The following is a 13,058-nucleotide window of genomic DNA, read 5'->3' on the forward strand; positions in this document are numbered from 1 at the left end:
ATGACCATTATCCATATGGGAATGAAGCGGATATGATTGTGGCGACGCCTGAGCTTGCCCATACGCTGCCGGCCTCAGCCTTAAAGGAGGCCCTGACCCGTCGCGCCCATGAGGTCGAAGCGGCGCTGGATCGCCTGCTGCCTGTTCCCCCCGGTCCGGAGTCGCGGGTGGTGGAGGCGATGCGCTACGCGGTTCTGAATGGCGGCAAGCGTCTGCGCGCGTTTCTGGTGCTGGAAAGTGCGGCCCTGTTCGATGGCGCAGCCGCTGAATCCGGTGTGCGTGCCGCGGCCTCGGTCGAAATGTTGCATGCGTATTCTCTGGTGCATGACGATCTTCCGGCGATGGATGATGACGATCTGCGTCGGGGTAAACCCTCTGCCCATCGTGCCTTTGATGAGGCAACCGCGATTCTGGCCGGTGATGCCCTTCAGACCAGCGCGTTCGAATTGCTGGCGGATGCGGCCACGCATCCCGATCCTGCCGCACGCTGTGCGCTGGTGCTGGCTCTGGCCCGGGCTGTGGGCGCAGATGGCATGGTCGGTGGCCAGATGATCGATATGGCATCGGAAGGGCGGGCACTGACGGCGGAGCAGGTGGGGCGTCTGCACGCCCTGAAAACCGGACGGCTGATTCAGTACAGTGCCGAGGCCGGGGGTATTCTCGGCGCGGCTACGCCGGCCCAGCAGGAAGCTTTGGCCTCTTACGGGCGTGATCTTGGGGCTGCTTTCCAGATTGTCGACGATATTCTGGATACCGAAGGTACGGCGGAAGAGCTCGGTAAGACCGCCGGTAAGGATGCAGCCGCGGGCAAGGCGACGTTCGTTGCCGTGCTTGGCATCGAGGGTGCAAAGCGCGAGGCGCAGGCTCTGGCCGACCGTGCGAAGGCGGCTTTGTCCGTGTTCGGGGGCCGGGCGGCGATTCTGACCGCTCTGGTCGATTATGTTCTGGCGCGCCGTAGCTGAAGCGCTTTTTGATGAGGCGCCGTTCCGGCCTGCCGGAATAGACGCGTCGGTGTGAGTGAGACTGACTTTATGACTGAAACAACCCCTGTCCGTTGCCATGAGACTCCGACACTGGACCGAGTACGTTACCCGTCTGACTTACGGAACATGTCATCGGAGCAACTGCGCGCGGTTGCGGATGAGCTTCGAGCGGAGACGGTGGACGCTGTTTCGGTAACGGGCGGGCATCTTGGCGCGGCGCTTGGGGTGATCGAGCTGACGGTTGCGATCCATGCGGTGTTCGACACGCCGTCCGACCGTCTGATCTGGGATGTCGGTCATCAGGCTTATCCTCACAAGATCCTGACGGGCCGTCGTGATCGTATCCGGACCTTGCGGATGGGAGGCGGTCTGTCCGGCTTCACGAAGCGTTCGGAGAGTGAATACGACCCGTTCGGCGCGGGCCATAGCTCGACCTCGATCTCGGCTGGTCTCGGGATGGCGGTGGCGCGCGATCTGCGTCGTGCGGCGGGCGAGGTCGGTGCGGGACCGGAGCATGTGATCGCGGTGATCGGCGACGGTGCGATGAGCGCCGGGATGGTGTATGAGGCGATGAACAATGCCGGCAGCCTGAAGTCGCGCCTGGTGGTGATCCTGAACGACAATGACATGTCAATCGCGCCTCCTGTTGGGGCGATGTCGGCGTATCTGTCTCGTCTGCTGTCCTCGCGGAGCTTCCTGAACCTGCGGGATCTGGCGGGGAAGATGGCGCGCCATTTCCCGCGCGGGATCGAGCGGACGGCCCGTCGAGCGGAGGAATATGCCCGCGGCATCCTGACGGGCGGGACGCTGTTTGAGGAGCTTGGCTTCTATTACGTGGGTCCGATTGACGGTCATAATCTGGATCATCTTCTGCCGGTTCTGCGCAATGTGCGGGATGCGGAGGAGACGGGTCCGATTCTGGTGCATGCGATCACGCGGAAGGGTCATGGCTATGCGCCGGCGGAGGCATCTGCGGACAAATATCACGCGGTGAGCCGTTTCAACGTGGTGACGGGCGAGCAGATCAAGCCTGCGCCTGTTCCGGGGGCGAAGCCCGCCCCGCCGACCTACACGAAAGTGTTTGCGGAGGCGCTGATTGCCGCGGCGGAGGAGAATCCTCGTGTTGTGGCGATCAATGCGGCGATGCCGTCCGGCACGGGTCTGGACGCGTTCGAGAAGCGCTTCCCGGATCGTTGCTTTGATGTAGGGATCGCGGAGCAGCATGCGGTGACGTTTGCGGCTGGTCTGGCGGTGGAGGGAATGGTTCCGTTCTGCGCGCTGTATTCGACCTTCCTGCAGCGCGGTTATGACCAGCTGGTGCATGACGTTGCGATCCAGCACCTTCCGGTGCGCTTTGCGATTGACCGTGCGGGGCTGGTGGGGGCCGATGGCGCAACGCATGCCGGCAGCTTCGACATGGCGTATCTGGGCTGTCTGCCCGGGATGATGATCATGTCTCCGTCCGATGAGGCGGAGCTTGTGCATGCTGTGGCGACGGTTGCGGCCTATGATTCTGGGCCGAGTGCGGTGCGCTATCCGCGTGGTGAAGGCGTAGGCGTTGCGCTGCCGCGTGATGAGAAAGGCCGTCTGCGCGGGGATGTTCTGCCGATCGGCCGGGGCCGCATCGTGCGGGAGGGCCGGAGCGGGATCGCGATCCTGAGCATTGGAACCCGGTTGCAGGATGCTCTGCTGGCTGCGGATGATCTTGCCGCGCATGGGCTGACGGTGACGGTTGCGGATGGCCGCTTCGTGAAGCCGCTGGACACGGCGCTGGTGGAGCGTCTGGCGCGGGAGAACGACGTTCTTGTGGTTGTTGAGGAAGGCTCGATCGGCGGCTATGCCAGCCACGTGATGCAGCATCTGGCGCAAGCCGGCCTGCTGGATGCGCGCGATGGCCATGCGCTGAAACTCCGTTCCATGATCCTGCCTGATCGCTATATCGACCATGATACCCAGCCAAACCAGATCAGACAGGCCGGACTTGACCACCAGGCCATTCGAGATACCGTCCTGAAACTGGTTGATGTCGGTGTCACGGCGGCGCAGCCCGCCTGATGGCGAAGAAGCGTGCCGACCAGCTTCTGGTAGAGCGCGGTCTGACGGAAAGCCGGTCCAGGGCGCAGGCCGTGATCATGGCCGGGCTGGTTTTCTCTCAGGAGCGTCGGATCGCCAAGGCTGGCGATATGCTGCCGGAAGAGGCGCCGCTGGAACTGCGTGGGCAGGATCATCCCTGGGTCTCACGCGGGGGGCTGAAACTGGCCCATGGTCTTGAGCATTTCGGCCTGTCACCGCAGGGACGTATTTGTCTTGATGTCGGGGCTTCTACAGGTGGTTTTACCGATGTGTTGCTGACCCATGGCGCGCTCAAAGTCCATGCTGTGGATGTGGGCCATGGTCAGTTGGCCTGGAAATTGCGGTCTGATGACCGTGTTGTCGTGCTCGAAAAAACCAACGCCCGTCATCTGACACCGGATAGTCTCGGCAGCGACCGGATTGAAGTGGTTGTGTGCGATGCCAGCTTCATCGGCCTGCGGACGGTTCTGCCCGCCTCGCTGGAGATGGTTGCTCCCGGTGGATGGGCTGTTGCTCTGATCAAGCCTCAGTTTGAAGCCGGCAGAGAGGCGATCGGTGCCAAGGGAGTGGTGCGCGATCCTGCCGTGCATGAGGCCGTCTGCGGCATGATCCAGGATTGGTGGCAGGCTTTGCCCGACTGGCGCGTGCTCGGGATCGAGCCAAGCCCGATCACCGGCCCGGAAGGCAATCGTGAATTTCTGATTGCGGCCGTCAAGGAATAAAAAAAGCCGGGATGCTGCTGCACCCCGGCTTTTTTTGGTGATCCAGCCCGGATGTCAGCTTTGCCGCCGTGCTGGAGAACCGGACCAGACTGTGCCGGCCGGGATGGATTCTCCCTTCATGACCAGCGAAAGCGGCCCGATCCGGGCATCCTCATTCACCGTGCTGCCATACAGCGCGATGGACATGGTACCGAGCGAGGTGCGCGCACCCAGCCGGACCAGACCGATTTTCATGACCCGGTCCTCGAACAGATGGGTCTGCGGGCCGCAATTCGTATCCAGTGCGGCATCGTCACCGATTTCCACCATATCGAATTCGGTCAGGTCGGTGGTGTCGGCGCAGATACGGCGTCCGACCTTCGCGCCCAGTAGTTTCCATGACCATGGCAGGAAAGGCGTGCCGCGGAATGGATCAAGCAGGAACGGTACCGCCAGCCCTTCATAGGTGGCGGTAATCGCCTCGCTGAGCCACACGAACGGCGTCCACATCGGCACTTCCGCCGATTGATAGCGCCCGATCAGCACCCATTTCATCAGCGCAACACTCAGCAGGGATGGGATACCCATCACCGCGAAGTAGATAAACGGCACCGCTGCGTAGGAAGCCAGCAATCCGTAATGGTCATAGGTCCAGTCGAAACAGGTCATCGCATGACCCAGCATGGCGATGAACAGTGCAGGCGGCAGCAGCACCCGAATACCTTCGATTAACAGGCGCATGCCGATGCGGATCGGGCCGGGACGGAAGGTCAGGGTCTCGGCATGGCAGGTGAAGCTCTGCCGTGTAGGAAGAATAAAGGAGGGGCTGCCGAGGCAGGTCTGACCGTCCTTGAGGGGTGCCTTGTCGGTTGCGGGAGGCACGGACAGACACCCGACCAGACATTCATCGGGGATGGAGGTGCCATCCGGCAACAGAGCCGAGTTACCGACAAAGCTGCGACGGCCGATGACGGTCTTGCGCAGGTATAGCCTGCCATGGCGGATATCCGCGTCCCCCAGCATCACGCCATCGGCGATGAAAGCTTCCGGCCCGATATCCAGCAAATCATGCGTGACAGAGGTCGCTGTAGAAATCTCGGTATATTCGCCGATTTTGGCGCCCAGTGCCCGCATCCAGGGTACAACATACAGTGTTGCGTAAATGGCATGGACGGCCCCCAGCGCCAACTCCATCAAATGATCGACGAACCATTTGCGCAGGAAGAAAGCCGAGCGCACATCATACACGCCTTCCTTGACCCGCCCGAGCAGCAGCCAGCGGAGGATCACGATCTCGGCCAGCATGAAGCTGATATACATGACCGACAGCAGCGGGATCAGGGCATAGAGCGGCACCGTGCCAATGCTCCAGCGACCATCATGGAGCTGATCATAGATCACCATGCCGGGCAGCAATGGCACGAAGGCGATAACCGGGAATACGGCCATCACCAGTGACAGCGCGGTATCGAATACCACGCGACGCAGTGGGGTGATGTGTTCCGGCTGTGTTTCCGGTGCGGCTTTCGCAGTGAAGCTGGCGGGGGAGCCGTTCCATATCTCGCCGGCCGGGATCGTATGGTCTGCGGACAGGGCAGACAGATTGCCCAATTCGGCCCGGTCTTCCATCACTGCATCGCGTTCGACCACAGCGCGGGAGCCGACATAGCAATCCGTGCCGATCCGGATGTGGCCGATATGAAGCATACCGCCTTCGATCGACACATTGTTGAGGAACACCTCGTTGCCGATGCTGGTATCGGCGCCGATTTCGATCAGATCGGCGGCCCCGAATCCGACTGAGCCGAGATGGGCATCCTTGCCGACTTTCATCCCGAGCAGACGGCAATAAATACTGTAGGCAGGTGTATCGGCCATGAAAGCTGCCGGCACGACCTGAAGCATCCGCGATACGAACCACCAGCGGAAATAATAACTTCCCCATAGCGGATAGCTGCCGGGCTTATAGCGCCCGATCACCAGCCATTTCGCGGCAATGGCGATGGCGGTAATGACCAGCGGAGTCAGCACGAAGGTCAATAATGTGCCTAGAATCGCCTGACGGAGAGTCCAGTCGAATTCCATCAGGGCGGAGAAGACCAGGTACGGCACGATGTCCCGAATGGCCTGAAGTCCGAAAATCGGGATCAGGGCGACGGACTGGGCTGCCCCGCACAGGCGATGACGCCATGGCGGTACGGTCTGGAAAGGAGGCAGTACGGCTTCTGTATCCCCGGTTGCCGTGTCGGCAAATTTGGCTGCCAGCCGGTCCAGTGTGCGGCACTCGTACAGATCCTGAATGGAGACAGAGCGGAATCGCTCATCCTGTCGCAGCCGCGAGACCAGCCCGGCTGCCGAGAGTGAATGGCCACCGAGATCCTGAAAGAAATCGTCGATGGTGCTGACCTGAATATGTGGAAACACGGCTTGCGCCGCCTCCACCAATGCTGCCTCAGCCGGGTTGCGCGGTGCTACGATATCGCGTTTTTCCGGTGCAATGGTCTCGATGACGGCGGGGAGTGCCTTGCGGTTGATCTTGCCGCTGGGCAGGCGGGGAATTTCATCCAGTGCCAGAAACACGGTCGGCAGCATGTAGGCGGGCAATCTGGCCGCGAGTGCGGTGCGGATCGTCCCGGCATCGGGTGTCGCGCCCTCGGCATAGGAAATGAAGGCCACCAGATGCTGTGTGCCGGCGCTGTCCTCACGCAGCACGACCGCTGCCGCCCGCACCGCGTCCAGCTTGCCGAGTTCGGCCTCTATTTCCCCGGTTTCGATGCGGTAGCCACGGAATTTGATCTGATCGTCAATACGGCCATGAAAAACGATGCGGCCTTCGGTATCAAAGCTTGCCTTGTCGCCGGTGCGATACAGGACGGGGTCGGGAATATCGGATGCATCCGCAGCCACCAGAGGATTGCGGATGAATTTTTCAGCGGTCAGCTCAGGGCGGCCGATATAGCCGAGGGACACACCGGGGCCACCGATCAGTAACTCCCCGCCCTCACCGGCAGGAACAGGAGCCAGCGTCGTTTCGTCCAGAATATAAGCGGTATAGCCGGGCAGCGGATAGCCGATGGTGATCGGATCGCCCGGCTCCAGCTCTGCCGCGGTAGCGGTGACAGTGGTTTCAGTCGGGCCATAGGTGTTGAGCAGACGACGCCCCGGCTTCCACCAGCGATCCACCAGTGCGGCCGGACAGGCCTCACCCCCCATATTGATCAGACGCAGGGAGGGAACATCGCGGTCCAGCATGGCCAGCAGGGTCGGCACACAGTGCAGGACCGTCACGTTCTCCTCGGTCAGCACATCCGGCAGTGCGTCGGAGGCGCGGACCAGCTCCGGCGGTGCGACGATCAGTGTCGCGCCGGCGAGATAGGAGATGAACACTTCCTCCAGCGACATGTCGAAAGCAGGGGAGAAACCCTGATAGACGATATCATCCTCGCGGATGCCCAGAACGGCGTTTTCGGAGTGCAGGAGATGGCGGATATTGCTCTGGCAGACGGCAATGCCTTTCGGCTTGCCGGTCGAACCGGATGTGTAGATGGCGTAAGCCGGATCGTTTGAAGCAGGCGGTTGAAATGCATCGGCACCGGGCGCGATGGCGGGTGCGGTTTCATCCAGCGTATCGGTCGTTATTGCGGGAACGCTCAGCCCATCGGCCAGTGTCAGATGGGCGGCATCGACCAGCACGGCGGCGGCCTGGCAGTCCTCGACGCTGATATCCACGCGTTCACGCGGCGCTTCGGGATCAAAAGGCAGATAGGCCGCACCGGTTTTCAGAACCGCGAGAATGGCGGCATGCAGGGCAATGGAGCGTGTGATCCAGATGCCGACAAAACGACCCGGCCCGATGCCGCGTGCTGCCAGAACGGCTGCCCAGCGGCTGCTGAGTGCGTCAAGCTCTGCATAGCTGATGGCTTGCCCGCGAAAGCGGATGGCGATTTTTTCAGGCAAACGAGCGGCGGTAACACGGAAAACATCTGCCAGAGAGCCATGGTCCGGTGTGACCGGAGCAAGGATATCACGCATGTCGTTCAAACCGACTCTCCATTACACGGGGACAGGCGGTGGACTTTGTCATTCCGCCGCGCAGGCTCCGGGTGCTTAATAATGTACCTGCCGGGCATCATGACCGGTGCGGGCTGGGTATGATGAAATGGCAAGCGATAACCTGTCGCAGAAAGCTGAGATCATTTCACGGTATCTGATGACAGGAAGCAATGTTGTTTTGAAGCAATAATATTAAATCTGAATCAAGAGTGCAGGTGCTTATCGGGATATGGCTTGCCCGTGTCGTGCCCGGTCAAGGTGATTTCAGTTCATCGCGGACCGTTCTGTGCCCGATCACGCAGCAGATGATCAGCCAGCACACAGGCGACCATGGCTTCACCAACCGGCACTGCGCGGATGCCGACGCAGGGATCGTGGCGGCCCTTGGTGATGACCTCGACCGGCTGTCCATCCCTCCCGACCGAACGGCGGGGGATCAGGATGGAGCTGGTCGGTTTAACCGCGAACCGCGCGACGACCGGCTGTCCGCTGGAAATGCCACCCAGAATGCCGCCTGCATGGTTGGAGCCGAAAATATGGGGTCCTCCGGCTTCATTGGGGGCGGCGAGGATTTCATCGGCATTGTCTTCACCCGTCAGGGTGGCGGCGTCGAATCCATCCCCGATTTCCACGCCTTTGACGGCATTGATGCTCATCAGGGCTGCGGCCAGATCGCTGTCCAGCTTCCCGTAAAGCGGCGCGCCGAGACCGGCCGGCACCCCTTCGGCAATGACTTCCACTACCGCTCCGACCGAGGAGCCGCGTTTGCGGATCTCATCCAGATAGACCGCCCATTGCTCAGCGGCGACCGGATCGGGACAAAAAAACGGATTGGCCTCAATCTGGGACCAGTCCCAGCGTGAGCGGTCGATCCCGTGGGGCCCTATCCTGACCAGAGCCGCCCGAATAGTGATTCCTGCACCAAGGATTTTACGAGCGACTTCGCCGGCGGCGACCCGGCAGGCGGTTTCACGGGCCGAACTGCGACCACCACCGCGATAGTCCCGGATGCCGTATTTCAGATCATAGGTCAGGTCGGCATGGCCGGGGCGGTATCGCTGCGCGATGTCTCCGTAATCCTTCGATCGTTGATCAGTGTTCTGGATTTCCAGTGCGATCGGGGTGCCGGTTGTAACGCCCTCGAACGTACCGGAAAGAATGCGTACCTGATCGGCTTCCCGGCGCTGGGTCGTGAAGCGTGACTGGCCGGGCCGGCGGCGGTCCAGCGCGGGCTGGATATCGGCTTCAGTCAGTGGAATGCCTGGGGGGCAGCCATCTACGACACAGCCAATGGCGGGGCCGTGGCTTTCCCCCCAGGTGGTGACGCGGAACAGATGGCCGAAACTGTTATGGGACATGAGGCTGACCGTGAGGCTTTCAGTCTGAAACCACCGCAATGTCGGGGGCGAGAGGATTTTTCATGCCGACAATGTGATAACCGCAATCGACATGGTGGTTTTCCCCTGTCACGCCGCTGCTGAGATCAGATACCAGATACAGACCGGCACTGCCGACTTCGGCCAGAGTAACATTGCGGGCCATCGGCGCGTTCAGTTCGTTCCAGCGCAGGATATAGCGGAAATCGCCGATTCCACTGGCGGCCAGTGTTTTGATCGGCCCGGCAGACAGGCTGTTCACCCGGATGCCATTCCCGCCCAGATCGGCGGCCATGTAACGCACGCTGGCTTCCAGTGCTGCCTTGGCCACGCCCATGACGTTATAATGCGGCATCCAGCGCTCCGCCCCCAGATAGCTCAGCGTCAGCATGGAGCCACCATCGCCCATCAGCTCTGCCGCACGGCGACAGACAGCGGTGAAGCTGTAGCATGAGATGTCCAGCGCCTGCAGAAATGCATCGCGCGGAATATCCAGGTACCGGCCGCGCAGAAAATTCTTGTCCGCCCAGCCAATAGCATGGACCAGGAAATCCAGTTTGCCGCCGAAATGATCGGAAACCTGGTCAAACGCCTGATCCATCGAGGCATCATCACCAACATCACATGGAACGATCAGAGAGCTGCCAACACTTTCCGCAAGCGGAATGACCCGCTTGGCCAAAGCATCCCCCTGATAGGTGAAGGCGAGTTGCGCCCCCTGTGCGGCACAGGCTTGCGCGATGGCCCAGGCAATGGAGCGGTCATTGGCGACACCCATGATAAGACCGCGTTTCCCCTGCATCAAAGTTCCAGTCCGGGGTCCGCTCTGTGTCATGGTGTCAGGTTCCTCATCATGGGACGGTCAATTCTGGCAAAAGAAGCCATGGTTAGTAAAAACAGGCGGATCTTGATACCGTCTGGCATAGGGGCAGGGCGGTTGGACTTGACGAAACTGCAGGGCAAGGCGGAAGGACAGTGTGGTACGATCCTGCGCCGTATGGTGGTGGCACAGGGCCGCTGCTTTCGGCAAGGGCATGGGCGGGGAGGAAAGATCTCATGAGCATGGATAGTGACGCAAAATCCCCATTTCAGACAGCTGAGTTGGCTTTTGACGATCCTTTTGCTGCTTTTTCCCAATGGATGGAGGACGCCAGAGGGGCCGAGCCGAATGATCCCAATGCCATGACCCTGGCGACGGCGTCGCCATCTGGTGTTCCTTCCGCCCGTATCGTACTTCTGCGGAGTGTTGATGCGGCGGAGCATCCAGAGCGCGGCTTCGTGTTTTTTACCAATACGGAAAGCCGGAAAGGAGTGGAGATTGCCGCCAATCCGCAGGTCGCCCTGCTGTTTCACTGGAAATCTCTGGGGCGGCAGATCCGTATCGAGGGCAAGGCCATCCCGGTTGCAGTGGAGGAAGCAGAGTCCTATTTCCATACGCGCCCTCGCATCTCACGTCTGGGTGCACGTGCATCGGATCAGTCACGTCCCCTTCCTGATCGCAAGACATTGCAGAAGCGTGTGGAGGAGGAAGAGGCGCGCTATCCGGGAGACGATATTCCCCGTCCGGCCTATTGGTCTGGCTATCGGGTCACTCCTACAGTGATAGAGTTCTGGCAGCAGATGCCGTTCCGGCTGCATGACCGGCTGGTGTTCAGGCGTCAGGGGAAAAACTGGGGGCAGGAGAAGCTGTATCCCTAATCGTTCTTTAATCCTCAGAGTTAATATAAATGCTTTAATGATACTCTTGAGCATGATAGTCCGGAGATATTCACGCATTTTTTTAAAGAATGTGTTTTTAATACAAGTAATATTAATAAAATTTACACTTGAAGGGATTTTTTGATGATCACTGGCAGTTTATATGATGGAGAAGGTATCCGGCTTGAAGGGGATGGTCCGGATCTGTCACCCGCTTGGGTTGATGATATGCCGTTCAAGATACTGCTGCAGAATTCTGATGAGCAGAACCCGGAAATGCTTAAGGAAGACCGTTACTGGTATTTGGCAAAAGAGGGGGATGCCCCTGTCGTGGTTCCCAAACACTATGTGGAAATGTTGGCCGGTCATCTGAAATCAGGAAAAAAGCTTGCCGTAATCTCTGACGATCCAGAATCAGCGTCCGGTATCTGCAATATGATTCTGCTGATTTGTCGCAGCCCGGGGGGCACTGCCTGAGTCTGGGTCAGGTGGGAAGGATAGCAAGATGATCGGCCATGTCGACTCAGTGACCCGAAGGAAGGTCAAGGGCTGGGCCTTTAATCCGGATGATCCCCATGTGCCGCCAAAATTACGGTGTCTCTGCAATGGAGAGTTCATTTCCATTATTGTTGCCAACAGTTATCGCCCTGATCTTGAGCAGGCCGGTATCGGGACTGGCTATCATGGGTTTGAGCTGGAATGGGACATCGCCCTTGATCCGGTCAAAAGACATGTCATCAGCCTGATTGATGAAGCCAGCGGGCAGGAGCTTAAAAACTCGCCCCATATGCTGGAGGCTGAAAACTGTTTCGACGAGGAATTCAAAAACGGCCTGTCCGGTCTTCTCCGCAGTATTGAAAGCAGGGAGGGACAGGAACAGGCCGCCGGTTTTCTGCTGGATCAGGCAGAGCAGCTTGCCCAGCGTATGGTTGAAACGGATTCTCTTTGCCGGGAAGATGATTTTCTGGATCGCTTACCTGTGGAGAAAATTCATCCTTTCACCGGATGCCGGGTGCTTGTTTTGGATGAAGTGGTTCCAGCAAAAAATCGTGATGCCGGCTCCAACGCGATCGTATCGCATATTGAATCTCTCCAGCGTCTGGGGATGGAAGTCAGTTTTGCAGCTGTACAATACGAGGCTGCGCCTGATCTCCTGACGGGTATAGGGGTTCACTTCTATGCACCGCCACTTTTTCGCAGTATTGAGGATGTATTGCGTAGAAATGTTGGCCAGTTCGATGCGGTTTACATCCATCGCACTTCAATGGCGATACGATATATTCCGTTGATACGGTACTGGAATCCGCATGCCGTCATTGTTTATCTGGTCGCTGATCTTCACGCTGTACGCATGATGCGGCAGGCTGAGATGACACAGGATGAACCGTTATGGCAGGATGCTTTTCGTACGCAGAAAGCTGAATTGGCAGCAGCCTGGCAGGTTGACACCGTTATCACGCATTCTTCTTACGAACGCGATCTTCTTCGCACTCATATGCCAGCCGCCAATGTTCATGTTATTCCGTGGGCGGTTGATGTAGACCCGGTATCCGCTACCTTTTACCAGCGCCAGGGCATTGCTTTCATTGGCAACTACAAGCATGCGCCCAATCGTGATGCCGCAGAGTATCTTATCAATGAGGTGATGCCACAGATATGGGCGATCGATCCGACTATTGATTGTCGGATATATGGTACGGGCCTTCCCAAACATCTGGTTGGTGTACGCCATGGCCGGGTTCATTTTATCGGACCTGTCCCTGATCTTCGGGATGTTTTTATGACTGCGCGGCTGACAGTCGCACCCTTACGCTATGGGGCTGGCCTGAAAGGAAAGGTTCTCGATAGTTTTGCCGCTGGCATTCCCTGCGTCTGCACTCCGATTGCTGCGGAAGGGATGGACCTGCCATTATCCATGAATGCCCTGTTGGCAGGGGATACGCAAAGCCTCGTCAAGGTGATACTCGATCTGCACAATGATCCCGAACTTTACACTAAAATTTCAGAGCGCTGTCTTTCTTACATTCAGAAAAACTGCTCGCGTGATCGAATCGATGCTTTAATAAAAGCGGCTTTTGTGTCTGCCGGTTTGCAAGAGAATGATCTGTAAATAGATTGCTGGTAGAATAAAAATTCTGTTCATTTATATCAATCCGCCCGACCTTATGGCCGGG

The 13,058-nt window shown here is 58.9% G+C and carries 9 protein-coding genes; 6 read left to right on the top strand and 3 right to left on the bottom strand.

Annotation, left to right across the window (positions count from 1 at the left end):
- Positions 1–32 precede the first annotated feature (32 nt).
- The 3 genes from GBCGDNIH1_RS13470 to GBCGDNIH1_RS13480 all read left to right on the top strand — a co-directional run bounded on the left by GBCGDNIH1_RS13470 (position 33) and on the right by GBCGDNIH1_RS13480 (position 3,778).
- Positions 33–962 (top strand): polyprenyl synthetase family protein, encoded by a 930-nt coding sequence (locus GBCGDNIH1_RS13470; protein WP_011630928.1) that lies wholly within the window; start codon positions 33–35, stop codon positions 960–962.
- Positions 963–1,031: 69 nt separating this feature from the next.
- Positions 1,032–3,038 (top strand): 1-deoxy-D-xylulose-5-phosphate synthase, encoded by a 2,007-nt coding sequence (gene dxs / locus GBCGDNIH1_RS13475; RefSeq protein WP_025318061.1) that lies wholly within the window; start codon positions 1,032–1,034, stop codon positions 3,036–3,038.
- Positions 3,038–3,778, top strand: a complete 741-nt coding sequence (locus GBCGDNIH1_RS13480; protein WP_011630930.1) for a TlyA family RNA methyltransferase — start codon at positions 3,038–3,040, stop codon at positions 3,776–3,778. The genes dxs and GBCGDNIH1_RS13480 overlap by 1 nt, the downstream gene beginning before the upstream one ends.
- A 54-nt stretch (positions 3,779–3,832) precedes the next feature.
- Here GBCGDNIH1_RS13480 and GBCGDNIH1_RS13485 read toward each other — a convergent pair whose 3' ends face one another.
- The 3 genes from GBCGDNIH1_RS13485 to fabI form a co-directional block, all read right to left on the bottom strand.
- The gene (locus tag GBCGDNIH1_RS13485) at positions 3,833–7,789 is read right to left on the bottom strand and encodes a Pls/PosA family non-ribosomal peptide synthetase (RefSeq protein ID WP_050748376.1); all 3,957 of its coding nucleotides are present in this window, start codon (positions 7,787–7,789) and stop codon (positions 3,833–3,835) included.
- 290 nt (positions 7,790–8,079) lie between these two features.
- Complete coding sequence (gene aroC, locus GBCGDNIH1_RS13490) at positions 8,080–9,168, bottom strand: chorismate synthase (RefSeq protein WP_011630932.1); 1,089 nt, start codon at positions 9,166–9,168, stop codon at positions 8,080–8,082.
- A 19-nt stretch (positions 9,169–9,187) separates the two neighbouring features.
- Positions 9,188–10,021 (bottom strand): enoyl-ACP reductase FabI, encoded by an 834-nt coding sequence (gene fabI / locus GBCGDNIH1_RS13495; protein ID WP_011630933.1) that lies wholly within the window; start codon positions 10,019–10,021, stop codon positions 9,188–9,190.
- 221 nt (positions 10,022–10,242) lie between these two features.
- Here fabI and pdxH point away from each other — a divergent pair, with 221 nt between their 5' ends.
- From pdxH to GBCGDNIH1_RS13510, 3 genes are all read left to right on the top strand, one after another.
- Positions 10,243–10,884, top strand: a complete 642-nt coding sequence (gene pdxH, locus GBCGDNIH1_RS13500; protein WP_011630934.1) for a pyridoxamine 5'-phosphate oxidase — start codon at positions 10,243–10,245, stop codon at positions 10,882–10,884.
- 144 nt (positions 10,885–11,028) lie between these two features.
- Positions 11,029–11,361 carry a hypothetical protein gene (locus tag GBCGDNIH1_RS13505; protein WP_025285802.1) on the top strand — a complete coding sequence of 111 codons (333 nt, stop codon included), beginning with the start codon at positions 11,029–11,031 and terminating at the stop codon, positions 11,359–11,361.
- A 28-nt stretch (positions 11,362–11,389) separates the two neighbouring features.
- A complete protein-coding gene (locus tag GBCGDNIH1_RS13510; RefSeq protein ID WP_011630936.1) occupies positions 11,390–12,994 on the top strand; it encodes a glycosyltransferase in 1,605 nt (534 codons plus the stop codon).
- The last annotated feature ends 64 nt before the right edge of the window (positions 12,995–13,058 follow it).

Source organism: Granulibacter bethesdensis CGDNIH1, assembly GCF_000014285.2.
Classification (GTDB): Bacteria; Pseudomonadota; Alphaproteobacteria; order Acetobacterales; family Acetobacteraceae; genus Granulibacter; species Granulibacter bethesdensis.